Raw genomic sequence first — 22,312 nt, forward strand, 5'->3', positions numbered from 1 at the left:
TGACATCGCCATGTGCGTGTCACATTCAATTAACCGGCATGCGGCACTCTTTTGGAAAACCCGCCGGAGGTCGTCCCATGAGCAGTGCTCAGCTCGCCAAACCCAGCCGCAAGCAACGCGTGCGGACCTTGTGGATTTCCGATGTGCATCTGGGCACGCGCGATTGCCAGGCCGAACACCTGTCGGCGTTTCTCAAGCGCTATCAGGCTGACCGGATCTATCTGGTGGGCGATATCATCGACGGCTGGAAGCTGCGTGGCGGCATGTACTGGCCGCAGGCGCATACCAACGTCATCCGGCGTCTGCTGACCATGAGCAAGCGCGGCACCGAAGTCATCTACGTCACGGGCAATCATGACGAGTTTCTGCGCCGTTACTCGAAGCTGATTCTGGGCAATATTCAGTTGGTAGACGAGGCCGAACACGTGACGGCTGATGGTCGCCGTCTGTTGGTGATTCATGGCGATCAATTCGATGTGATCACCCGTTATCACCGCTGGCTGGCCTTTCTCGGCGACTCGGCCTACGAATTCACCCTGACCCTCAATCGCTGGCTGAACCACTGGCGGGCGAAATACGGCTATGGCTACTGGTCGCTGTCGGCGTACCTGAAGCACAAGGTCAAAAGCGCGGTGAATTTCATCAGTGATTTCGAAGAAGCCATCGCCCATGAATGCGTGAAGCGCGATCTGGACGGCGTGGTGTGCGGGCACATTCACCACGCGGAAATCCGTCAGGTAGGCGGCGTGGAATACATGAACTGCGGCGACTGGGTCGAATCCTGTACGGCGCTGATCGAGCACCTGGATGGCCACATTGAACTGTTCCGGCTGGCCGATGCACATTTGAAAGCCAGCCCTGAGGTCGAGCAGCAGGGCGTGCCGGTCAGCGAGCCGGTTGCCTGATTTTCTCTAGAAAGGCACCCGGCCCAACAGCATGTCGCGGTACATGACGAAATCCCCGAGCAGGCTATAGAAAGGGTGCTTGAAGGTGGCGGGGCGGTTCTTCTCGAAGAAGAAATGACCGGCCCAGGCAAAGCCATAACCGGCAACCGGTAACAGCGCCAACAGCCACCAGCGTCCACTGCCTATGCCGAAAGCCAGCAGAAAGATCACCAGCGTGGTGCCAATGAAATGCAGGCGCCGGCTGGTGCTGCTGCGGTGTTCGTCGAGGTAGTAAGGGTAGAAATCGGCAAAGCGGGTGAACGGCTTGGCGGTATCCATGGACAGACCCTCGGGTTGGCTTGGGGTGAGTCTAGCCTGACACGGTGCGATTTGGCAGTACGCTGTGTCGTGGCAAATACCGGACTGTTGCAGGCGCCACCATGTCTTCGACGTAGCGCTGTCGCGCATCAAACACCGGATTGTGGGAGGCCCCACCACGTCTTCGACGTAGCGCTGTCGCGCAGCAAACTCAGTGGGAGCGGACTTGTCCGCGAAAAGGCCAGTACATCCGACGAATATTCATCGCCTGAAATACAGTATTCGAGGACAAACGGAACGCCGCCCGGTCCGCTCCCACAAAATCGCGTTTCTTCAGTAAGTTACAGGTAGTTTGATAAGAGGCGGCTTGCCGGCGATGAACGATGACGCGATCTTCCTGAAGTACCGCGTCGAGTGCATCGCCGGCAAGCCGCCTCCCACAAAAGCGTGTTCATTCAGCAGATTACGTGTTGTTTGATAAGAGGCGGCTTTGCGCGCATCAATGCCGCCAGAACGCAGGCACGCACAGCACCAGCACGGTGATTATCTCCAGACGGCCCAGCAGCATCCCGCCGGACAGAATCCACTTTGCCGCGTCCGGCAGGGTGGAGAAGTTGCCCGCTGGCCCGATGACTTCGCCCAGCCCAGGTCCGACGCCTGACACCGTGCTGGCTGCCCCGGTGAGTGCGGTCATCCAGTCCAGACCCAGCAGCGACAGCATCAGCGCGATCAGGCAGATGGTGATGGTGAAGAAAAACGAGAACGTCAGAATCGAACGCACAATCTCGTCGTCCAGCCGGTGGCCGTTGTATTTCTGCTTCATCACAGCACGTGGATGGATCAACTGGTTGAGGTTGGTCTTGAGCAGGATATAGGCGACCTGGAAGCGGAAGATCTTTACGCCACCCGCCGTCGAGCCGGAACAGCCGCCGATGAAACCCAGATAAAAGAACAGCATCAACGAGAAATTACCCCACAGGCTGTAGTCGCCCAGTGCAAAGCCTGTGGTCGTGACCACTGAAGTAACGTTCAGCGCCACGTGACGCAACGCTTCGGTCCATGGCAAGTCAGTGGTGTTCGCGTACCACACGGTCATCACCAGCCAGGTGATCAACAGCAGGCCAATCAGCCCTTGCACCTGCTCGTCCCGGAACAATGCGCCCCGGTTGCCGCGCAGCGTGGCGACGTACAAGGTGAAGGGCAGGCTGCCGAGGATCATCACCACGATGGCGACCCAGTGCACCGCAGGCTGTGGCCATTTCGCCAGGGACATGTCGGACGTGGAGAAGCCGCCGGTGGAAATCGCCGACATCGCATGATTGATCGCGTCGAACAGGCTCATGCCCGCCATCCAGAACGCCAGACTGCCCAGCGCTGTGAAGCTCACATAAGCCAGCACGATGAATTTGGCCACCATGTGCGAACGGGGCATGACCTTTTCGGAGCGGTCGGACGATTCGGTCTGGAACAGCCGCATGCCACCGATCCGCAGCAGCGGAAGAATCGCCACGGCCATACCGATGAAGCCGATGCCGCCCAGCCAGTGCAGCATCGAGCGCCAGATCAGAATCCCCGGTGACATGCTGTCCAGGTTGCTGAGCACGGTGGAGCCGGTCGCGGTGATGCCGGACATGCTTTCGAAGAAGGAGTCGGTGTAACTGATGTGCTGGGTCAGCAGAAACGGCAATGCCGCGAAGATGCACACCACGATCCAGCTGGAGACCGTGAGCATGTACATGTCCCGCGGACGCAACTGAACGTGATCCGGCCGACCCGGCACCACCATCGCAAGCCCGGCGATGAAGGTGATGGCGCTGGCCCACAGAAACGAGCGCAGGTCTTCGAAGCGGTCGTAGATGACCAGCGTAGCCATGGGCACAATCATGGCGACAGCCAGCGTGATCAGGAAGATGCCGATGATGAAACCGATGATGCGAAGGGTCGGCAACGACATGAAGGGCTCTGACTGCAATGAAGAAAGGCGCCATTCTACCCGCGCGCGTGGTCATGTAAACCAGCATGGCCGGGCCTTGCGTTCGACATTGCCTGTAAGTAATTGCCCGTCGTGCTCGTTATTGAACCTGTACAGGCTCTAGAATGCCCGATCAACTTTGAAAGGAGACAGCCCATGCAGGCGCTCGACGCTTTGCTCAACCGCGTATCGGTTCCACGTCTGGTCGATCCGGCCCCGGATGCCGCACAGCGCGAAATCATGTTCAGCGCAGCCTTGCGCTCGCCTGATCACGGCCAGTTGCGGCCGTACCGTTTCCTGACCGTCGAAGGTACGGCACGCGAGCGCATGGGCACCTTGCTGGCCGAGGCGCTGGAGCAGGGCGGTGGCGAAATCACCCCGCAGGCGCTGGACAAGGCCCGCCTGGGACCGTTGCGTGCGCCATTGGTGGTCGTGGTGATTGCGCGGTTGCAGGATCACTTCAAAGTGCCGCGCAAGGAACAGCTGATTACCGCCGGTTGTGCGGCGCATGGCGTATTGCTGGCGGCTTACGCACTGGGCGTTGGCGCAGTCTGGCGCACAGGCGAGCTGTCGTATTCGCCGCATGTGGCCAAAGGGCTGGGGCTTGAAGCCGACGAGGAAGTGGTCGGTTTTCTGTACCTGGGCACGCCGCTGAACCCGCCCCGCGAAGCACCGAAAGTGGACGTGGGCGGGTTTGTCAGCGAATGGCAGGGCTGATCGGCGTCAGACCGATGAGGGATTGACCGGCTCTGGCGGCAAATCCAGTGTAGCGATAAAACCGCCCTCGGGATGATTGCCCAGGGTCAGGCTGCCGCCATGACGTTCTGCAGCGCGTCGGGCGATGGCCAGTCCCAGGCCGTGACCCGGCGCAGTCTGGCCGGGCGCGCGAAAGAAGGGCTCACCCAGTTGCGCCAGATGTTCCTCGGCAACGCCCGGCCCATGGTCGCGCACGCTCAGACGTATGCGGTTGTCCACCCGAGTCGCCTGCAAGTCGATGCTCTGGCCCGGCGGGTTGAAGCGCAGGGCATTGCGCAGCAGGTTGTCCAACGCACGCTCGATCATGTCGGGCCAGCCTTGCAACTGCAGGTCGCTTTGCACCTGGATCTGAATAGTCTGCTCGGCACCGTCGAGTTGCGTGTCGTTCTTCAACCGGTGCAACAACCCGTCAAGATCGACCGGCTCGGCGCTGCCGAAGTCGGCGTCCAGACGCGCCAGGGCCAGAATCTCGCTGATCAGTGCTTCCAGCCGATCACATTCGCGGCCCAGACGCGGCCACAGCTTTTCACGCTCGGCAGGTTCGGCGCGCTCGGCCAACGCCAGTGCGATGCGCAGGCGCGCCAGCGGCGAGCGCAATTCATGGGATACATCACGCAACAACTGACGCTGACTGCCGATCAGGCTTTGCAGGCGTGCGCCCATCCGGTTGAAATCGGTGGCCAGCACGCCGAACTCGTCACGCCGATTGGCCAGTTGCGCCAGGCTGTGCTGTTGATAACTGGTCTGCCCCAGATCGTGCACGGCGCCGCGCAAACGGCTCAGCGGTCGGGTGATCGACAGCGTTACGAACAGACTGAACAGGGTCAGCACGACCAGCGCGATGCCCAGCGCACTCAGCGGCCACATCAGGCTCTGACGATGCCATTGATCAAGTTCAGGGTGCGGAATCCGGTAGATGAATAGGTAGGTTTCGCCGGTCTTGGGGCTGGTGTATTCGGTGGCCAGACGACGCCATGGCAGTTTTCTGCCTTCATCGTCGTCATCGCCTTGCTGCTGACGCGCTTCGAGGGCGGCTGCACGGGGCGGAAATGTGCCGCGCACGACCGGTTCTCCGCTGTCGTTCAGCACTTGAACGTCGATACGGCTCCGGCGTTTGAGGGTTTGCAGGTAATCCTGAGACGCGTCGGCGCCTTGCTCTTCGAACCGCTGTGTCCATTTTTCCGGCAGCTCGTTGAGTACCGGATGGCGGCTGAGGATCCAGGCGTCCTGATTGAGCATGTGCCCGAGCAGAATCGACAGGCCTGCAACCAGAGCAATGGCCAGCCAGAAACTGGCCAGGATTCGCCAGAACAATGAGCGCACAGGTTTTCCTCGGTCAAGAAATGAACAAGCCCGGCATGCTTGAGCATGCCGGGTTGGTTGCAATCAGTCTGCCGTCAGGCTTGACTGATGTTATTGCGTCTTCGCAGCCTTGGCTGCTTTCCAGGCCTTGAACTCGGCCCACTCGGCACGACGCTCGTCCTGCTTCTTCTTGATTTCGTCGAACTGCTTCTGCTGATCAGGCTTGAGCAGGGCGCGAATCTGAGTGTCGGTTTCATTACGCTTGGCGTTGATCTCGTCCTGCATGGCTTTCTGCTCGGGGGCAGGCATCTTGTCCAGGTAGCGCTGAGTGATGTCACGACGCTCATGCATCTGGTCGCGCATCAGGCGGTCGATCTGCTGACGCTGTTCACGTGACAGGTCCAGATCACGGAAAGGGCCAGGACCTGGGCCGCGATGCATGCCTGGGCCTGGGCCACGGTCGTCGCGCTCCATGTGCATGGCAGGTGCGCCGGCTTCAGGGCCTGCAGGCGGTGGTGGAACAGCCATGGCAACGGTAGGCAGGGCGGCAGCAAACATCAAAGCGATCAGGGTCTTGCGCATGGTGTATCTCCTTGTCTCTAGTGCGGCTCTATGCCGTTGAGCCCAGTTTAGGGAGATCAAGGTCAAGCGCGGTCAGGGCTTGGTAAAGCTTGTGTAAGGACCTTCAGGGCCGGGAAGCGCTCAGAGACTGTAATAGTAGCCACGGCTGCGCAGCGCCACGATGCGCGGACGACCATCCGGATGCGGGCCGATTTTCTTGCGCAGGTTGCTGACGTGCATGTCCAGGCTGCGGTCGTAGAGGGTGAGCTTGCGGCCCAGCGCCAGTTGCGCCAGTTCCTGCTTGTCCAGCGGCTCGCCGGGCTGACGCAGCAAGGCTTCCAGCAGGCGGCTTTCCGAGACCGTGAGTGTCAGTTCTTTCTCATCGATACTGACCACGCCGCGCATCGGGCTGAAAGTCAGGTCGCCAAGTTCAAGCTGGGTCGACGAAGCGACCGGGTGACTGCGACGCAGGACGGCGCGCAGGCGGGCGGTCAGTTCGCGGGGATCGCAGGGCTTGGCCAGGTAATCGTCAGCGCCAAGCTCCAGGCCCAGAATACGGTCCAGCGGCTCGCCGCGTGCCGACAGCATGACCACTGGCAGGTCGGGATGCTCGGACCGCAGCTGCTTGAGCAGCTCAAGACCGCTGCCGTCGGGCAGCATCACATCCAGTACCACGGCGGAAGGGGCCTGGTCAGCGAGGGCCTGACGCGCACTGTTGCCATCGTGGCAGGCGCGCACCTGAAACCCTTCCTGACTCAACCAACTGCTCAGCAGCTCACAGAGCTCCTGATCATCATCAATTAGTAACAGCTCGCTCATGACTCACTCAATTTAGCCACTGCCGACGTTGCCTACGCCAACCGCTGACAAATATACCGCACAGAAGGGCGATCATCGCAACGCCACCCCCTGCGACGAACCATTGTTGTTGCTCGGTCAGCAGACGCGGCGGCGTTGCTGACAGTGCCTCTTTGAGCTGCAACTTGAGCTTTTGGTTCTCTTGACGCAAACGGCCCAGCAGTGCGCTGTCGCGTTCGGTGTTCTGCACCTGCTTCATCAGGTCTTCGCGCTGGCGCTCGCTGTTGACGAGCCGCGACTGAAGATCTGCGATCTGGCTGGCTGAATTTGAATAATGCGTCGGCGGTGACGCCCCGACGACGTCCGTCCCTTCCGCCTGAACCTGCAGGCTTGTACTCGATATCGCTATCAGCAGACACAATGTACCTGAACGCATCTGAACTCCCGTTGACCCGAACCGTTTTTATTTGAATCTCGGCAGGCTATCGGCAGCGCGTCAGGAATGATGAATATTGCGCAGGGAGTCGAGGCGGCAGGGCCCTGTCATGTTTCAAACAGGACCGCTACCGCCAGAGGGCGTCAACGGCGTATCAGGGCAGAACCTTTTTGAACGGCTTGACCACAACGTTGGCGTAGACGCCTGCCTCGACGAACGGATCAGCCTTGGCCCAGGCTTCTGCTGCTGCCAGGGAGTCGAACTCAGCGACGATCAGGCTGCCGCTGAAACCGGCTGCGCCAGGGTCATTGCTGTCGACTGCTGGGTTCGGACCGGCCAGTTCCAGACGGCCTGCATCCTTGAGGGCATTAAGGCGCTCAAGGTGCGCAGGGCGTACGCTCAAACGTTTTTCCAGCGAGTTTTCGACGTCAGTGGCGATGATTGCGTAGAGCATGTCAGTCCTCGGATTTGGTCGTGGTGGTGGCAGTGTCGTTCATGTGGCGGGACAGGTAGATACCCTGTGCGACCAGGAAAATCAGGGTCATGGCCAGACTGCCGAAGACTTTGAAGTCGACCCAGAACTCCTGATACGTGAAGGCCACGTAAAGGTTGGCCGCGCCGCAGAACAGGAAAAAGAAGATCCAGGCGATGTTCAGTTTGGTCCAGATGGCCGCAGGCAGCGTGAGAGCGTGGCCCATGATGCGCTGGATGAGCGGGCGGTCACCAATGAAATGGCTGCCGGCAAACGCTAGGGCGAACAGCCAGTTGACCACCGGTGCTTTCCACTTGAGGAAGGTTTCGCTGTGGAAGGCCAGCGTCAGGCTGCCGAACACCAGGCAGGCAATCAGAGTCAGCCACTGGCTCTTCTCCAGTTTGCGCTGCTTTATATAGAGGATGCCATAGACCACCACCGAACTGATGATCAGCATGGCCGTAGCGCTGAAAATGCCGCCTACCGTGTAGCTGTTGCCGAGGATCTCGACAGCGCGCGGTTCGGTTTTGTAGACAATGAAAAACAGGAGCAGCGGGATGAAGTCGATGAATTGTTTCACAATGGCAGCCAGAAGCAGGATGTAGCGGCATAATAACAAACATCAATGACTGCGAAAGCACCACTATGAATGTTGATCTGCATTGCCACAGCACCGCTTCGGACGGGGCCTTGTCGCCCACCGCACTGGTGACGCGTGCTTATGAAAATGGCGTGCGTGTCCTTTCGCTCACCGACCATGACACCCTCGAAGGCCTCGAAGAAGCCCGCGAGACGGCGCATTCACTGGGTATGCAGCTGGTCAACGGCGTCGAGTTGTCCTGCACCTGGGGCGGGGCGACCATCCATATATTGGGTTACGCGTTCGACACCAAGGCCCCTGCACTGACCGAAGCAATCGCGCGTTTGCACGAAGGGCGCTGGTTGCGGGCTGAAGAAATCAGTCGCAAATTGGCGATCAAAGGTATGCCCGGAGCGCTGGAAGGCGCCCGGGCGATCCAGAAAGAGCTGGGCGACAGCGGCAATGCGCCGGCTCGTCCGCACTTCGCCGACTTTCTGGTGCGTGAAGGTTTCGTCAAGGATCGTGCCGAGGCATTCCGAAAATGGCTGGGTGCGGGCAAACTGGGCGACGTCAAGCAACACTGGCCGACACTCGAGGACACCGTGGCAACCCTGAGGGCCTCCGGCGCCTGGGTTAGCCTCGCGCATCCTTCGCATTATGACTTTACCCGCAGTAAACGGCGTAAACTGGTCGGCGATTTCATCCAGGCAGGTGGTCACGCCATCGAAGTGGTCAATGGCATGCAGCCTGCCGATCAGGTCGGAACCCTGGCGATCCTGGCGCGGGAGTTCGGTCTGCTGGTCACTGCCGGCAGCGACTTCCATGGCCCCGGTGCCTGGGGCGAGATTGGAATTTACCGCCCCGTGCCCGAGGATTTGCCACCTCTGTGGTGCAGATTCAAACATGATCAACCTACTGCCGCCGTCTGAACAGGAAGTTACCGTGAGTCAATTTTTCCAGGTCCACCCGGAGAACCCGCAACCGCGCCTGATCAAACAGGCTGCGGAAATCATCAAGGCCGGCGGGCTGGTGGTGTACCCGACAGATTCGTCCTATGCGCTGGGTTGCCAGATTGGCGACAAGAGCGCCATTGAGCGTATCCGTCGTCTGCGTCAGCTGGACGACAAACACAACTTCACGCTCATGTGCTGCGATCTCTCGCAACTGGGACTGTTTGCCAAGGTCGACACCGGTGCTTTCCGAGCGCTCAAGGCCCACACGCCGGGTCCTTACACCTTCATTCTCAACGCCACCCGTGAAGTGCCGCGTCTGGTCCTGCACCCGAAGCGTCGTACCATTGGTCTGCGCGTGCCCAGCCATCCGATCGCTCAGGCGCTGCTGGAGCAACTGGGCGAGCCGCTGATGAGCGTCAGCCTGATCATGCCCGGTGACACGGTGCCGTTGAGCGACCCCTATGAAATGCGCCAGATTCTCGAGCATCAGGTGGACCTGATCATCGACGGCGGCATCGGCGGTATCTCTGCCTCCACGGTTATCAATCTGTCCGAAGGCGAGCCGCAGGTGATCCGTGTCGGCTGTGGCGACCCGACGCCGTTCGGTGACGACGCGTAATGACAGTGGTCGAGACGGTCGACAGTCAGGCCGACGCCCAGCAGGAGCTGCCGTTTGCGCTGGTCTACGGACAGGCGCTCACGCAGATGCCGCTGGATCTCTATATTCCGCCGGACGCGCTGGAAGTCTTTCTTGAGGCGTTCGAAGGCCCGCTCGACCTGCTGCTGTACCTGATCCGCAAACAGAACATCGACATCCTCGACATCCCGGTGGCGGAAATCACCAAGCAGTACATGGGTTATGTCGAGCTGATGAAAACCGTGCGCCTGGAGCTCGCGGCCGAGTACCTGGTGATGGCTGCCATGCTCGCCGAGATCAAGTCGCGCATGTTGCTGCCGCGTTCGGCGGAAATCGAGGAAGAGGAAGGCGATCCGCGTGCCGAACTGATTCGTCGGCTGCAGGAGTACGAACGTTTCAAGGCCGCAGCTGAAGGCATCGATGGCCTGAAGCGGGTAGGGCGCGATGTCATCGTGCCGAAACTGGACGCCCCCGAAGCCCGAGCGCGCAAGCTGCTGCCGGATGTCAGCCTTGAAGAAGTGCTGATGTCGATGGCCGAAGTGCTGCATCGCGGCGATATGTTCGAAAGCCACCAGGTGAGCCGCGAAGCGCTGTCCACTCGCGAGCGCATGAGTGATGTGCTGGAACGCCTCAAGGGCGGTGGTTTCGTGCCGTTCGCCGAGCTGTTCACCGCCGAGGAAGGGCGACTGGGTGTGGTCGTGACATTCATGGCCGTGCTGGAATTGGTCAAGGAATCGCTGGTCGAGCTGGTCCAAAACGAGCCCTTTGCGGCGATCCATGTCCGGGCGCGAGCCGAGTAGACCTAGAGCACACCCATGAATCTCAACGAACCCCGCGAACTTGCGCCCTTGCTTGAAGCGTTTCTGCTGGCATCCGGAAAGCCGCAAACGCTTGACCGGCTTTATGAGCTGTTCGAAGAGGGCGAGCGCCCGGAGCCGCCGATCTTCAAGAAGGCTCTGGACATACTGCGCAAGTCCTGTGACGGCCGCGCCTTTGAACTCAAGGAAGTCGCATCCGGTTATCGTCTGCAGATTCGTGACAAGTTCTCGCCTTGGGTCGGACGTTTGTGGGAAGAACGGCCCCAACGCTATTCCCGCGCCATGCTGGAAACCCTGGCGCTGATCGCCTACCGCCAGCCGATCACCCGAGGCGAAATTGAAGATGTGCGGGGTGTGGCGGTCAACAGCCACATCGTCAAGACGCTGATGGAGCGCGAGTGGATTCGGGTGGTGGGTTACCGCGATGTGCCCGGCAAACCGGCGATGTTCGCCACCACCAAGGGTTTTCTCGACCACTTCAACCTCAAGAGCCTGGATGAACTGCCGCCGCTGGCTGACCTGCGCGAGATGGAAACCGAGCCTGAGCTGGACTTTGAAGATGCGCCCGTGCCCGCGCACCTTCAGGCGCTGGCCGACGCCAGTCTGGACGTCAATGAAGAGCCCGAGCCGCCGCGTGACGAGACCAGCTTCCGCAGCCTGTTGGTCGAACTGGACTCGATGGAGCAGGGGTTGAAGACGGACTTCGATGATCTGTTGCGGGCCGAGCCTGAGTCGGCTGATGAAGACGAGCCCGACCCGGAGAGCGGACGCGGAGCGTCCTGAGCTGCATTCCCACGCAGGAGTGGAACGATCATCGGTCTCAAGCACACTGATCGTGCCCATCGCGTGGGCATGCATCCCGTGACGCTCTGCGTCAGATATGTCGCGTCATGCGATGATCTTCATCCGTTCGAATTCATCCCCCCGCCTGCGGTCACACGTTCAGTCATCTTCCCCATGAGAGTTGCTGTCCATGAGTTCAACCAAGAACCCCTGCATCAGCCTGTGCAAATTCGATGACGACATTTGCCTGGGATGCGGTCGCAGCAAGCGGGAAATCAAGGCCTGGAAGAAGCTGGAGAAGGATGAAAAGCGCGAGGTGCTGAGCGAATCGGCCAAGCGTCTGGCGAAGCTCAAGACCGGTGGTCGCAAAAAGAAGAAGTGATACGGGGAATTGCACGGCAGGCTGGATGCGTAAAAGACCGCATGAGCGTATGATGGCCGACCCTCGGCGATAACCCTTTCGCCAGAGCTTTAAAGTATTCCGCCTTGCCGCTCTCCACAGCGCGCCGGGCACAGGTCTTGCCGGTTCTCGGTCAGCCCTGATTCGACACACCGGGAGGTGCCCAGATGAGTGAAAAAGACAAGCAGGACAGCCAGGAAATCGGACCCGCAGGCGAAAAGCTGCAGAAGGTTCTGGCACGCATCGGCGTCGGTTCGCGCCGCGACGTGGAAGCCTGGATCACCCAGGGCCGCATCAAGGTCAATGGCAAGGACGCGACCCTCGGTCAGCGTGTTGACCTGCACGACGCCATCAGCGTCGACGGCCGCGTGATCAAGCGCGAAGAGGCAGCCGAAACGGTTCGCCGCGTCATCATGTACAACAAGCCGGACGGCGAAATCTGCACCCGTGACGACCCGGAAGGACGTCCGACCGTATTCGATCGTCTGCCGCGCCCGAAAGAAGGCCGCTGGATCAATATCGGTCGTCTGGACATCAACACCACCGGTCTGCTGATGTTCACCACCGATGGTGAACTGGCCAACCGTTTGATGCACCCCTCGTTTGAAATGGACCGTGAATACGCAGTGCGCGTACGTGGCGAAGTCGATGACGAGATGCTGGAGCGGCTCAAGACAGGTGTCGTCCTCGAAGACGGGCCTGCGCGTTTCACCGATATTCAACAGGCTCCGGGCGGCGAAGGCTTCAACCACTGGTACCACTGCGTGGTGATGGAAGGTCGTAACCGCGAAGTCCGTCGTCTCTGGGAATCCCAGGGTCTGGTGGTCAGCCGTCTGAAGCGCGTGCGTTACGGGCCGGTATTCCTGAACTCTGACCTGCCGATGGGTCGCTGGCGCGAAATGAGTCAGTACGAAGTCGACATCCTGGCTGCCGAAGTCGGCCTGACACCTGTGGCCCAACCGCAGATGAATGCCAAGACCAAGGAAAAGCTCGAGCGTCTGCAGCGCCAGTCGTCCCGCCCGTTGGGCAAGGGCGAGCGCGTTCGTACGCTGCGTCCTGCCGCTGGCGCTCCGGCGTCCGGCGAGCGTGCGCAGCGTCAGCCGCAAATCACCGGCAGTGATCGTGATCGTCCGCGTGGCGATTCGACCCAGCGCCCATCGCCGCGCAAGGACTCCGGCAAGCCAGGTTCGCGTTCGCCGCGTCCGGCCGATAACAGCCGCGGTACTCCGGTGGCTGAGCGTCCGAGCGAAATGAACAAGCGCCCGGCCAAGCCAGCACCCAAGCGTGCCGGTATCAAACTGGTCGACGATGATGCGCCGTCGGGCAAGCGTCGTGGTCCACCGGCAGGTTCGGGTCAGCGCCCGGGCTTCGGTCGCCGCAAGCCACAGTAAACGTGGCGCTGTGAGCAACGTGCGTGAATAAACGGAAACGCCAGCCCTCAGCGGCTGGCGTTTCCGTTTCCGGATGTTTTCATTCTGCGAAATGATTTGAATAAACAACCCCGCACGTCTGCCTGCCCTCTTTTAAACCTCGATGTGGAGGCCGGTGTACAATGCCGCGCTTTTTTCTGTGAATCACTGCTGTTTTGAAACGCTCGGGGCTACCCGTCCCGCGTGCTGCATTCTGTTACGTCACGAGCGCAACAGGTCCTATTCCGTCACAGAACAAGAACAATCAGGTGGCTTTTGATGAGTGAACAAAACTCAGCGTCTGGCGAGTTGAAGCGTGGTCTGAAGAATCGACACATCCAGTTGATCGCCCTCGGCGGTGCCATTGGCACTGGCCTGTTTCTCGGTTCGGCAGGCGTGCTGAAGTCGGCCGGTCCTTCGATGATTCTCGGTTACGCGATTTGCGGCTTCATCGCCTTCATGATCATGCGCCAGCTCGGTGAAATGATCGTCGAAGAGCCGGTGGCCGGATCGTTCAGCCATTTCGCGCACAACTACTGGGGCGGCTTTGCCGGTTTTCTGTCCGGCTGGAACTGCTGGCTGCTGTACATCCTGGTCGGCATGTCGGAACTGACGGCGGTCGGCAAATACATTCATTACTGGTTGCCCGATATCCCCAGCTGGGTCTCGGCGGCAGCCTTCTTCGTGCTCATCAACGTCATCAACCTGGCGAACGTAAAGGTGTTCGGCGAAACCGAATTCTGGTTCGCGATCATCAAGGTCGTCGCGATCATCGGCATGATCGCGCTGGGCAGCTACATGCTGGTCAGTGGCAGCGGCGGACCGCAGGCGTCGGTCAGCAACCTCTGGGAGCATGGCGGATTCTTCCCCAATGGCGTCAGCGGTCTGGTGATGGCGCTGGCAATCATCATGTTCTCGTTCGGTGGCCTGGAAATGCTCGGCTTTACCGCTGCCGAGGCAGAACAGCCGAAAACGGTCATTCCCAAAGCCATCAATCAAGTCATCTACCGCATCCTGATTTTCTACATTGGCGCATTGGTGGTGCTGCTCTCGCTCACGCCATGGGACAGCCTGCTGACCAGCCTCAATGCTTCGGGCGATTCGTACAGCGGCAGCCCGTTCGTACAGGTGTTCTCGATGCTGGGCAGTGACACGGCTGCGCACATCCTCAACTTCGTGGTCCTGACCGCAGCGCTGTCGGTATACAACAGTGGCACCTACTGCAACAGCCGCATGCTGGTCGGCATGGCCGAGCAGGGCGATGCGCCCAAGGTACTGGCGCAGGTGGACAAGCGTGGCGTACCGGTCAAGGCGATCTTTGCCTCGGCTGCCGTGACGCTTGTAGCGGTGCTGCTCAACTACTTCGTTCCGCAGCATGCGCTGGAACTGCTGATGTCGCTGGTGGTGGCCACGCTGGTCATCAACTGGGCGATGATCAGCTACTCGCACCTCAAATTCCGTCAGCACCTGGACCGTACGCAACAGGTCCCGCTGTTCAAGGCTCTGTGGTATCCCTACGGCAACTACTTCTGTCTGGCATTCGTGGTGTTCATTCTGGGCATCATGTTGATGATTCCCGGCATTCAGATATCGGTCTACGCGATACCGGTCTGGCTGGCGGCAATGTGGCTTTGCTACCGGATCAAGAATCGGCGCAACCTGGTCGTGGCGTCTACAGCTACCAAATAGCGTGATTCGTTTTGAAGAACCCGGCTCATGAGGCCGGGTTTTTTATGCCAGCCATGCACGTCGGCTGCGAGCGGCGTATCCTTGGCGTTCATTTTGATTCAACGTAGATGCTTTCATGCTGGTGATTTCCAACAACGTCCATCTGCCGGACACTGAAATCGAGTTGACCGCCATTCGTGCCCAGGGCGCGGGTGGGCAGAACGTCAACAAGGTGTCCAGTGCCATGCATTTGCGTTTCGACATTAACGCGTCCTCGCTGCCACCGTTCTACAAGGAGAGGCTGCTGGCGCTGAGCGACAGTCGGATTACCAGCGATGGCGTGATCGTGATCAAGGCGCAGCAATACCGCACGCAAGAGCAGAACCGTGCCGATGCGCTGTTGAGGCTGAGCGAGTTGATCGTCAATGCAGCGAAGGTCGAGAAAAAGCGCAGGCCGACGAGGCCGACTCTGGGTTCCAAGACTCGCAGGCTGGAGTCCAAGAGCAAGCGGGGTTCGATCAAGGCAGGGCGGGGAAAGGTAGACTTCTGATCAGACGAGGCTGCATCTGATGCGCAGGGCAGTCAGTGCAGCCTCATCCTCACCGGTTTAACGAGCGGCTTTCTGCTGAAGCTCGTGACGACGCAGGGCGCGCACCTTGTTCAGGGTGTCGGCACAGGTCTTGGCAGCTTCTTCGCCCTTGTGCACGAAGTGATCGAAGAAGAACTTCTGATGCTCTTCGCCCGCATGGAAGTGATGCGGCGTCAGCACCACGGAGAAGACCGGCACTTCGGTTTCCAGCTGGACCTGCATCAATGCACTGACCACGGTCTGTGCGACGAACTCGTGGCGATAGATGCCACCGTCCACGACCAGAGCGGCGCCGACGATACCGGCATAGCGGCCCGAATTGGCGAGCAGTTTGGCGTGCAGCGGGATCTCGAAAGCGCCGCCTACTTCAAAGAAGTCGATATCGCTTTCGGCGTAGCCGTGGTTGGCCATTTCGGCGACAAAACCTTTACGGCTCTGGTCGACGATTTCCTTGTGCCAGCAGGCCTGGATGAACGCGACGCGCTCGTTCGGATGACTTTTGCTTTTGCTGTCGATTGCAGTGGGTTGCACGTGTTCTGACTCCTGTTTATAGAAAAAACAGGGCATTTGGATCGAAAGGGATTCTAGTCGCGTAGGAAAACCGCTTGAGCGTTGTCGTTCAAGATGGGGTTTTGCAGACGTTCTTTTAGACGCCACTCCCGCTCTCTCTTCATCCGGACTATGACCGTCGGCCCCGGAATCACACCGGGTCTGCTGACCTTGCGAGTCATAAGCCATGGCTGCCGACCCTCAAGCGCTCGCGGGCTAGACGCATTGCGCATCATTACCGCCGGTGGGGAATTACGCCCCGCCCTGAGAACGTTGCCGACACATTTCGTGGCCGGCGCGGGATTTTTATCACAGATCCTTGGATCATGCATCGACACTTTCGTACAGTGAACCTGCCTTTTCCTTATATAAGCAGCGCAGTGCCGACCCGTTCAGGCTTGATTATCATGTAGCGAGGCCTCAGTAATGCCTTGTTGCAACTGCAGGGCCGCTGCATTATCGACCTTCGAATTTCAGGGAGCTTTTTCGTGACAGTCATTGATCTGCGCAGTGACACCGTGACTTTACCGACGGCTGGCATGCTCGATGCCATGAACAAGGCGCCTGTTGGCGATGACGTCTACGGGGAAGACCCGACGGTCAATCGTCTGGAAGCCACACTGGCCGAACGCCTGGGCTTTGCCGCTGCGCTGTTCGTGCCCTCCGGCACCATGAGCAACCTGCTGGCGTTGATGGCCCACTGCGAACGTGGCGACGAATACATCGTCGGTCAGCAGGCCCACACCTATAAATACGAGGGCGGCGGCGCTGCGGTGCTGGGCTCGATTCAGCCGCAGCCGCTGGATGTGCAGGCCGACGGCTCGCTGGACCTGCAGCAGGTCCGCGACGCCATCAAGGCCGACGACTTCCACTTTGCCCGCACCCGTCTGCTGGCGCTGGAAAACACCATGCAAGGCAGGGTGTTGCCGTTGTCCTATCTGGCCGACGCACGCGCCATGACCATTGAGAAAGGCTTGGGCCTGCATCTGGATGGCGCTCGGCTATATAACGCAGCGGTCAGGCTGGGAGTCGATGCGCGCGCGATCACCCGTCATTTCGACTCCGTTTCGATCTGCCTGTCCAAAGGGCTAGGCGCTCCAGTCGGCTCCGTGCTTTGCGGCTCCCATGAACTGATTGCCAAGGCGCGCAGGCTGCGCAAGATGGTCGGCGGTGGTATGCGTCAGGCCGGTTCACTGGCGGCTGCCGGGCTCTACGCGCTGGATCACCAGATCGAACGTCTGGCCGACGATCACGCCAATGCGCAGTTTCTTGCTGACGGCCTTGCCGGGCTTGGCTACAGCGTGGAGCCTGTGCAGACCAATATGGTGTATGTGGACATCGGTGACCGGGCCGCCGCGCTCAAGGCATTCTGTGCCGAACGTGGCATCCGGCTCGTGGCCGCGCCACGCCTGCGAATGGTCACGCATATGAATGTTTCACGTGCAGATACCGAGCGAGTCATTGCAGAGTTCGCCGGGTTTGCACGCCAATGACACGCCAATAGTCCAGTTACTTGTGTCTATCGTACAAACAGACTGTACCGAGGGCGCAACGCCTATATAATGCGGCCCTTTGCCGTCGCTACGTCTTTGACGTTTTGCAATTGCCTCTGGCCGCAGTCTCCGTGGAAGAACCTATGAAAAGCGCAGAAATCCGTGAAGCCTTCCTTGGCTTCTTCGAAGAGCAGGGCCACACCCGTGTCGCCTCCAGCTCCCTGATTCCGGGCAACGACCCGACCCTGTTGTTCACCAACGCAGGCATGAACCAATTCAAGGATTGCTTCCTCGGCCAGGAGAAGCGTGCCTACACCCGCGCCGTTACCAGCCAGAAGTGCGTGCGTGCCGGTGGCAAGCACAACGACCTGGAAAACGTCGGCTACACCGCTCGTCACCACACATTCTTCGAAATGCTGGGCAACTTCAGTTTTGGCGATTACTTCAAGCGTGACGCCATCACCTATGCCTGGACGTTCCTGACCTCCGAAAAATGGCTGAACCTGCCCAAGGAAAAGCTCTGGGTCACGGTCTACGCCACTGACGATGAGGCGTACGACATCTGGACCAAGGACATCGGCGTACCTGCCGAGCGTATGGTTCGCATCGGCGACAACAAGGGTGCGCCTTACGCCTCCGACAACTTCTGGACCATGGGCGATACCGGCCCGTGCGGTCCTTGCAGCGAGATCTTCTTCGATCACGGTCCTGAGATCTGGGGCGGCCCTCCAGGTTCGCCGGAAGAAGACGGCGATCGCTACATCGAGATCTGGAACAACGTTTTCATGCAGTTCAACCGTACCGCTGACGGCGTGCTGCATCCGCTGCCAGCCCCTTCGGTCGACACCGGCATGGGCCTTGAGCGCGTGAGTGCGGTGCTGCAGCACGTTCACTCCAACTATGAAATCGACCTGTTCCAGAGCCTGCTGGCGGCTTCCGCCAAGGCCATCGGTTGCACCAATGACAATCAGGCTTCCCTGAAAGTCGTGGCCGACCACATCCGTTCGTGCGGCTTCCTGATTGCCGACGGCGTGCTGCCATCCAATGAAGGCCGTGGCTATGTGCTGCGCCGCATCATTCGTCGCGCCTGCCGTCACGGCAACAAACTGGGCGCCAAGGGCAGTTTCTTCTACCAGATCGTTGCTGCACTGGTCGCGGAAATGGGTGCTGCTTTCCCGGAACTGGTTCAGCAGCAGGCGCACATCGAGCGCGTACTGAAAGCTGAAGAAGAACAGTTCGCCAAGACCCTTGAGCAGGGCCTGAAAATTCTCGAGCAGGACCTGGCCGAACTGCAGGGTTCGGTCGTGCCGGGCGAAGTCGTGTTCAAGCTTTACGACACCTACGGCTTCCCGATGGACCTGACCGGCGACATCGCCCGCGAGCGCAACCTGACGCTGGACGAAGCAGGCTTCGAGCGCGAGATGGACGCCCAGCGCGTGCGCGCCCGTTCGGCGAGCTCGTTCGGCATGGACTACAACAGTCTGGTCAAGGTCGACGCGGCAACCCTGTTCACCGGTTACTCGGCGACCACGGGCAGCGCCAACGTTGTAGCGCTGTACAAGGACGGCCAGTCCGTTGCGCAACTAAGCGAAGGCGAAGAGGGCGTCGTGATCCTCGACACCACGCCGTTCTACGCCGAATCCGGCGGTCAGATCGGTGACAGCGGTTTCCTTCAGGCGGGCGAGGTACGTTTCGACGTGCGCGACACCACCAAGACCGGCGGTGCGTTCCTGCACCACGGCGTCGTGGCCAGCGGCAGCCTGACGGTTGGCACCCAGGTTGAAACCGAAGTGTCGGCCGAGGTTCGTCAGGCTACGGCGCTGAACCACTCCGCTACCCACTTGCTGCATGCGGCATTGCGTCAGGTGCTGGGCGATCACGTTCAGCAGAAAGGCTCTTTGGTCGACAGTCAGCGCCTGCGCTTCGACTTCAGCCACTTCGAAGCCATCAAGCCTGAGCAGTTGCGTGAGCTGGAAGACATCGTCAACGCCGAGATTCGCAAGAACACCCCGGTCGTGACCGAAGAAACCGACGTCGAGACCGCCAAAAAGCGCGGCGCGATGGCATTGTTCGGCGAGAAGTACGGCGACAGCGTTCGCGTGCTGAGCATGGGCGGTGATTTCTCCGTCGAGCTGTGCGGCGGTATCCACGCCAACCGTACCGGCGACATTTCCCTGCTGAAGATTGTCAGCGAGGGCGGTGTCGCTGCCGGTGTGCGTCGTATCGAAGCAGTGACCGGTGCTGCGGCACTGGACTGGCTGAACTCGGCCGAAGACCAATTGAAGGAAGCCGCGACGCTGGTCAAGGGCAATCGCGACAACCTGCTGGACAAGCTGACGGCTGTGCTTGAGCGCAACCGTCTGCTGGAAAAACAACTGGAGCAACTGCAGGCCAAGGCCGCCAGTGCTGCGGGCGACGATCTGTCGTCGGCTGCGCTGGATGTCAAAGGCGTCAAGGTTCTGGCCACACGCCTGGATGGTCAGGACGGCAAGGCGCTGCTGGCGCTTGTCGACCAGTTGAAGAACAAGCTCGGCCGCGCAGTGATCCTGCTCGGCAGTGTTCATGAAGACAAGGTCGTCTTGGTTGCAGGCGTGACCAAGGACCTGACTGGCCAACTCAAAGCCGGTGATTTGATGAAACAAGCGGCCGCAGCGGTAGGCGGCAAGGGCGGCGGTCGTCCTGACATGGCTCAAGGTGGCGGTGTCGATGCAGGTGCGCTGGATGCTGCGCTGGCACTGACCGTTCCTTTTGTAGAGCAGGGTATCTGAATCGAATCCGCAGGCCCGCCCGCGCAAGGCGGGCCTGTAACGCGAATTCGACGATCAATGGGTGCTCTTAACGGGTTCTGAGGCGGCTTTGAGATGGCTTTAATCGTACAGAAATTTGGCGGCACCTCCGTGGGCTCTGTCGAGCGCATCGAGCAGGTGGCCGACAAGGTCAAGAAATTCCGTGAAGCGGGCGTTGATCTGGTCGTGGTGCTGTCGGCCATGAGCGGCGAAACCAATCGTCTTATCGAACTGGCCAGGCAGATCAGCGATCAGCCGGTTCCACGTGAGCTGGACGTGATCGTGTCCACGGGCGAGCAGGTCACTATTGCACTGCTGGCCATGGCGTTGATCAAGCGCGGTGTGCCTGCGGTGTCCTATACCGGCAATCAGGTGCGCATTCTCACCGACAGCGCGCACAACAAGGCGCGCATCCTGCAGATCGACGACCAGAAGATCCGCAATGATCTGAAAGAAGGTCGTGTGGTAGTGGTCGCCGGTTTCCAGGGTGTCGACGAAGACGGCAACATCACTACGCTGGGTCGCGGTGGTTCGGATACCACGGGTGTCGCGCTGGCGGCAGCCCTTAAGGCTGATGAGTGCCAGATCTACACCGATGTCGATGGTGTCTACACCACCGATCCGCGGGTTGTGTCGCAAGCTCAGCGTCTGGACAAGATCACCTTCGAAGAGATGCTGGAAATGGCCAGCCTAGGTTCCAAGGTGCTGCAGATCCGGGCAGTCGAGTTTGCCGGCAAATACAATGTCCCGCTGCGCGTTCTGCACAGCTTCAAGGAGGGTCCGGGCACCCTCATTACCATTGATGAAGAGGAATCCATGGAACAGCCGATCATTTCCGGCATCGCGTTCAATCGCGATGAAGCCAAGCTGACGATCCGTGGCGTGCCAGACACCCCGGGTGTGGCGTTCAAGATCCTCGGCCCGATCAGCGCGGCAAACATTGAAGTGGACATGATCGTGCAGAATGTTGCGCACGATAACACCACCGATTTCACCTTCACGATTCATCGCAACGACTATCAGGCAGCGCTTCAGGTGCTTGAGACGACGGCGCGTGAAATCGGCGCACGTGAAGTGTCCGGTGATACCAAGATCGCCAAGGTCTCCATCGTCGGCGTGGGCATGCGTTCCCACGCAGGCGTCGCCAGCCGCATGTTCGAAGCGCTGGCCAAGGAGAGCATCAATATCCAGATGATCTCGACCTCGGAAATCAAGGTGTCCGTGGTGATTGAAGAAAAGTATCTGGAGCTGGCGGTACGTGCACTGCACACGGCTTTTGAACTGGATGCTGCTCGACAGGGTGAGTGATCGGTCTGCAAGTGGCGCGGCCTGGCTGCGTCGTTTGCGGGCTACGCAGAAAGGCTGTTCTTTTCTTTGCGTTAGTTGATACTCGGGTCACGCCTGCGGCCGTTACGGTTGCGGGCTGTGCCTACCGGTTGTGCAGACTGTTGTTCCTGAATGAATGCGTAAGGAGAAAGTTATGCTGATTCTGACTCGTCGGTGCGCAGAAAGCCTGATCATTGGTGATGGTGAAATCACGGTGACCGTGCTGGGCGTCAAGGGTAACCAGGTGCGTATTGGTGTCAATGCGCCCAAGGAAGTCGCGGTTCATCGTGAAGAGATTTACCTGCGGATCAAGAAAGAGAAGGACGAAGAACCAAGCCATTAATTTTTATTGAATTTTTGGTTTGCAAACGGGGAAAAGGGTGGTTATTATACGCCCCGTGTTGCGGAGAGCTGGCCGAGTGGCCGAAGGCGCTCCCCTGCTAAGGGAGTACACCTCAAAAGGGTGTCGGGGGTTCGAATCCCCCGTTCTCCGCCATTATTTATGTAGTGCGTTGGATTTGGCTTGATCTGTAAGTTGTTGAATTTACTAGAAAAAGTGCTTGACTAAACAATCTGACGACCTATAATGCGCGGCACCAACACATGCACTCGTAGCTCAGCTGGATAGAGTACTCGGCTACGAACCGAGCGGTCACAGGTTCGAATCCTGTCGAGTGCACCATTTAAGGTTGGCTTCAAAGTTGTAAGTTATTACAGCGTTGAAGTTGACTGGCTTCAACCAGAGGTGATCTGGTCTAAAAACACCAATGCACTCGTAGCTCAGCTGGATAGAGTACTCGGCTACGAACCGAGCGGTCACAG

The 22,312-nt window shown here is 59.5% G+C and carries 23 protein-coding genes, 2 tRNA genes and 1 riboswitch; of the genes, 16 read left to right on the forward strand and 9 right to left on the reverse strand.

Annotation, left to right across the window (positions count from 1 at the left end; genetic code table 11):
• Window positions 1-77: 77 nt before the first annotated feature.
• Entirely contained in the window at window positions 78-905 is an 828-nt protein-coding gene (locus QRN20_RS17725) for a UDP-2,3-diacylglucosamine diphosphatase (RefSeq protein WP_088234815.1), read from the forward strand.
• Between the two features lie 6 nt (window positions 906-911).
• Here the strand turns inward: QRN20_RS17725 and QRN20_RS17730 are convergent, their stop codons facing one another.
• Both QRN20_RS17730 and QRN20_RS17735 read right to left on the reverse strand, forming a co-directional pair.
• On the reverse strand, window positions 912-1,223 hold the full coding sequence (locus QRN20_RS17730) for an Mpo1-like protein (protein WP_029242315.1): 312 nt from the start codon (window positions 1,221-1,223) through the stop codon (window positions 912-914).
• A 478-nt stretch (window positions 1,224-1,701) separates the two neighbouring features.
• The gene (locus tag QRN20_RS17735) at window positions 1,702-3,156 is read right to left on the reverse strand and encodes a TrkH family potassium uptake protein (RefSeq protein WP_025993747.1); all 1,455 of its coding nucleotides are present in this window, start codon (window positions 3,154-3,156) and stop codon (window positions 1,702-1,704) included.
• A gap of 174 nt (window positions 3,157-3,330) precedes the next feature.
• On the opposite strand from QRN20_RS17735, the gene QRN20_RS17740 reads away from it, so the two are divergent.
• Entirely contained in the window at window positions 3,331-3,891 is a 561-nt protein-coding gene (locus QRN20_RS17740; protein WP_029242314.1) for a nitroreductase family protein, read from the forward strand.
• Window positions 3,892-3,897: 6 nt separating this feature from the next.
• Here QRN20_RS17740 and QRN20_RS17745 read toward each other — a convergent pair whose 3' ends face one another.
• From QRN20_RS17745 to QRN20_RS17770, 6 genes are all read right to left on the reverse strand, one after another.
• On the reverse strand, window positions 3,898-5,253 hold the full coding sequence (locus tag QRN20_RS17745) for a sensor histidine kinase (protein WP_285360880.1): 1,356 nt from the start codon (window positions 5,251-5,253) through the stop codon (window positions 3,898-3,900).
• A 90-nt stretch (window positions 5,254-5,343) separates the two neighbouring features.
• A complete protein-coding gene (locus QRN20_RS17750) occupies window positions 5,344-5,814 on the reverse strand; it encodes a hypothetical protein (protein ID WP_004884295.1) in 471 nt (156 codons plus the stop codon).
• Window positions 5,815-5,934: 120 nt separating this feature from the next.
• Window positions 5,935-6,612 (reverse strand): response regulator transcription factor, encoded by a 678-nt coding sequence (locus QRN20_RS17755; protein ID WP_057408412.1) that lies wholly within the window; start codon window positions 6,610-6,612, stop codon window positions 5,935-5,937.
• A gap of 7 nt (window positions 6,613-6,619) precedes the next feature.
• A complete protein-coding gene (locus tag QRN20_RS17760) occupies window positions 6,620-7,027 on the reverse strand; it encodes an SH3 domain-containing protein (protein WP_043304219.1) in 408 nt (135 codons plus the stop codon).
• A gap of 154 nt (window positions 7,028-7,181) precedes the next feature.
• Window positions 7,182-7,481, reverse strand: a complete 300-nt coding sequence (locus QRN20_RS17765; RefSeq protein ID WP_004884303.1) for a YciI family protein — start codon at window positions 7,479-7,481, stop codon at window positions 7,182-7,184.
• A gap of 1 nt (window position 7,482) precedes the next feature.
• A complete protein-coding gene (locus tag QRN20_RS17770) occupies window positions 7,483-8,079 on the reverse strand; it encodes a septation protein A (protein ID WP_058430933.1) in 597 nt (198 codons plus the stop codon).
• Window positions 8,080-8,144: 65 nt separating this feature from the next.
• Here QRN20_RS17770 and QRN20_RS17775 point away from each other — a divergent pair, with 65 nt between their 5' ends.
• The 8 genes from QRN20_RS17775 (at window position 8,145) to arfB (ending at window position 15,297) form a co-directional block, all read left to right on the forward strand.
• On the forward strand, window positions 8,145-9,008 hold the full coding sequence (locus tag QRN20_RS17775; protein ID WP_004884306.1) for a PHP domain-containing protein: 864 nt from the start codon (window positions 8,145-8,147) through the stop codon (window positions 9,006-9,008).
• Between the two features lie 13 nt (window positions 9,009-9,021).
• Window positions 9,022-9,651, forward strand: a complete 630-nt coding sequence (locus tag QRN20_RS17780) for an L-threonylcarbamoyladenylate synthase (RefSeq protein ID WP_004884308.1) — start codon at window positions 9,022-9,024, stop codon at window positions 9,649-9,651.
• Window positions 9,651-10,469, forward strand: coding sequence for a segregation and condensation protein A (locus QRN20_RS17785; RefSeq protein WP_004884310.1), 819 nt, complete (start codon window positions 9,651-9,653; stop codon window positions 10,467-10,469). Before QRN20_RS17780 ends, QRN20_RS17785 begins: the two co-directional genes overlap by 1 nt.
• Before the next feature lie 15 nt (window positions 10,470-10,484).
• Window positions 10,485-11,270 carry an SMC-Scp complex subunit ScpB gene (gene scpB / locus QRN20_RS17790; protein ID WP_025993743.1) on the forward strand — a complete coding sequence of 262 codons (786 nt, stop codon included), beginning with the start codon at window positions 10,485-10,487 and terminating at the stop codon, window positions 11,268-11,270.
• 190 nt (window positions 11,271-11,460) lie between these two features.
• Window positions 11,461-11,652, forward strand: coding sequence for a DUF1289 domain-containing protein (locus tag QRN20_RS17795; protein ID WP_024689181.1), 192 nt, complete (start codon window positions 11,461-11,463; stop codon window positions 11,650-11,652).
• A gap of 185 nt (window positions 11,653-11,837) precedes the next feature.
• On the forward strand, window positions 11,838-13,061 hold the full coding sequence (rluB, locus tag QRN20_RS17800; protein ID WP_004884321.1) for a 23S rRNA pseudouridine(2605) synthase RluB: 1,224 nt from the start codon (window positions 11,838-11,840) through the stop codon (window positions 13,059-13,061).
• Window positions 13,062-13,358: 297 nt separating this feature from the next.
• Entirely contained in the window at window positions 13,359-14,768 is a 1,410-nt protein-coding gene (locus QRN20_RS17805; RefSeq protein WP_069144746.1) for an amino acid permease, read from the forward strand.
• Between the two features lie 115 nt (window positions 14,769-14,883).
• Window positions 14,884-15,297 (forward strand): alternative ribosome rescue aminoacyl-tRNA hydrolase ArfB, encoded by a 414-nt coding sequence (gene arfB / locus QRN20_RS17810; RefSeq protein WP_029242307.1) that lies wholly within the window; start codon window positions 14,884-14,886, stop codon window positions 15,295-15,297.
• 57 nt (window positions 15,298-15,354) lie between these two features.
• On the opposite strand, the gene QRN20_RS17815 is transcribed toward arfB, so the two are convergent.
• Window positions 15,355-15,867, reverse strand: coding sequence for a 6,7-dimethyl-8-ribityllumazine synthase (locus tag QRN20_RS17815; protein ID WP_004884325.1), 513 nt, complete (start codon window positions 15,865-15,867; stop codon window positions 15,355-15,357).
• Between the two features lie 126 nt (window positions 15,868-15,993).
• Window positions 15,994-16,161: riboswitch (FMN riboswitch) on the reverse strand.
• 212 nt (window positions 16,162-16,373) lie between these two features.
• Between QRN20_RS17815 and ltaE the strand changes: the two genes are divergently transcribed.
• The 6 genes from ltaE (at window position 16,374) to QRN20_RS17845 (ending at window position 22,172) form a co-directional block, all read left to right on the forward strand.
• Window positions 16,374-17,378 carry a low-specificity L-threonine aldolase gene (ltaE, locus tag QRN20_RS17820; RefSeq protein WP_004884326.1) on the forward strand — a complete coding sequence of 335 codons (1,005 nt, stop codon included), beginning with the start codon at window positions 16,374-16,376 and terminating at the stop codon, window positions 17,376-17,378.
• Window positions 17,379-17,521: 143 nt separating this feature from the next.
• Window positions 17,522-20,146 (forward strand): alanine--tRNA ligase, encoded by a 2,625-nt coding sequence (gene alaS, locus QRN20_RS17825; protein ID WP_122410838.1) that lies wholly within the window; start codon window positions 17,522-17,524, stop codon window positions 20,144-20,146.
• A gap of 93 nt (window positions 20,147-20,239) precedes the next feature.
• Entirely contained in the window at window positions 20,240-21,472 is a 1,233-nt protein-coding gene (locus QRN20_RS17830) for an aspartate kinase (protein ID WP_004884328.1), read from the forward strand.
• A 172-nt stretch (window positions 21,473-21,644) separates the two neighbouring features.
• Window positions 21,645-21,833, forward strand: coding sequence for a carbon storage regulator CsrA (gene csrA, locus QRN20_RS17835; RefSeq protein WP_002554426.1), 189 nt, complete (start codon window positions 21,645-21,647; stop codon window positions 21,831-21,833).
• A 62-nt stretch (window positions 21,834-21,895) separates the two neighbouring features.
• Window positions 21,896-21,986, forward strand: a tRNA-Ser gene (locus tag QRN20_RS17840).
• A 109-nt stretch (window positions 21,987-22,095) separates the two neighbouring features.
• Window positions 22,096-22,172 (forward strand) — tRNA-Arg (locus QRN20_RS17845).
• Window positions 22,173-22,312 lie beyond the last annotated feature (140 nt).

It is taken from the genome of Pseudomonas sp. fls2-241-TYG-175, assembly GCF_030209155.1.
In the GTDB taxonomy this organism is placed as follows: domain Bacteria; phylum Pseudomonadota; class Gammaproteobacteria; order Pseudomonadales; family Pseudomonadaceae; genus Aquipseudomonas; species Aquipseudomonas viridiflava.

What these genes read in the sequence shown, in the direction of transcription:
- QRN20_RS17775 (WP_004884306.1), top strand. Translation starts at nt 8,145, where the DNA reads ATGAATGTTGATCTGCATTGCCACAGCACCGCTTCGGACGGGGCCTTG.
- QRN20_RS17760 (WP_043304219.1), bottom strand. Translation starts at nt 7,027, where the DNA reads ATGCGTTCAGGTACATTGTGTCTGCTGATAGCGATATCGAGTACAAGC.
- csrA (WP_002554426.1), top strand. Translation starts at nt 21,645, where the DNA reads ATGCTGATTCTGACTCGTCGGTGCGCAGAAAGCCTGATCATTGGTGAT.
- QRN20_RS17805 (WP_069144746.1), top strand. Translation starts at nt 13,359, where the DNA reads ATGAGTGAACAAAACTCAGCGTCTGGCGAGTTGAAGCGTGGTCTGAAG.
- QRN20_RS17735 (WP_025993747.1), bottom strand. Translation starts at nt 3,156, where the DNA reads ATGTCGTTGCCGACCCTTCGCATCATCGGTTTCATCATCGGCATCTTC.
- rluB (WP_004884321.1), top strand. Translation starts at nt 11,838, where the DNA reads ATGAGTGAAAAAGACAAGCAGGACAGCCAGGAAATCGGACCCGCAGGC.
- QRN20_RS17795 (WP_024689181.1), top strand. Translation starts at nt 11,461, where the DNA reads ATGAGTTCAACCAAGAACCCCTGCATCAGCCTGTGCAAATTCGATGAC.
- QRN20_RS17740 (WP_029242314.1), top strand. Translation starts at nt 3,331, where the DNA reads ATGCAGGCGCTCGACGCTTTGCTCAACCGCGTATCGGTTCCACGTCTG.
- QRN20_RS17750 (WP_004884295.1), bottom strand. Translation starts at nt 5,814, where the DNA reads ATGCGCAAGACCCTGATCGCTTTGATGTTTGCTGCCGCCCTGCCTACC.
- alaS (WP_122410838.1), top strand. Translation starts at nt 17,522, where the DNA reads ATGAAAAGCGCAGAAATCCGTGAAGCCTTCCTTGGCTTCTTCGAAGAG.
- arfB (WP_029242307.1), top strand. Translation starts at nt 14,884, where the DNA reads ATGCTGGTGATTTCCAACAACGTCCATCTGCCGGACACTGAAATCGAG.
- QRN20_RS17725 (WP_088234815.1), top strand. Translation starts at nt 78, where the DNA reads ATGAGCAGTGCTCAGCTCGCCAAACCCAGCCGCAAGCAACGCGTGCGG.
- QRN20_RS17830 (WP_004884328.1), top strand. Translation starts at nt 20,240, where the DNA reads ATGGCTTTAATCGTACAGAAATTTGGCGGCACCTCCGTGGGCTCTGTC.
- QRN20_RS17730 (WP_029242315.1), bottom strand. Translation starts at nt 1,223, where the DNA reads ATGGATACCGCCAAGCCGTTCACCCGCTTTGCCGATTTCTACCCTTAC.
- QRN20_RS17785 (WP_004884310.1), top strand. Translation starts at nt 9,651, where the DNA reads ATGACAGTGGTCGAGACGGTCGACAGTCAGGCCGACGCCCAGCAGGAG.
- scpB (WP_025993743.1), top strand. Translation starts at nt 10,485, where the DNA reads ATGAATCTCAACGAACCCCGCGAACTTGCGCCCTTGCTTGAAGCGTTT.
- QRN20_RS17755 (WP_057408412.1), bottom strand. Translation starts at nt 6,612, where the DNA reads ATGAGCGAGCTGTTACTAATTGATGATGATCAGGAGCTCTGTGAGCTG.
- QRN20_RS17765 (WP_004884303.1), bottom strand. Translation starts at nt 7,481, where the DNA reads ATGCTCTACGCAATCATCGCCACTGACGTCGAAAACTCGCTGGAAAAA.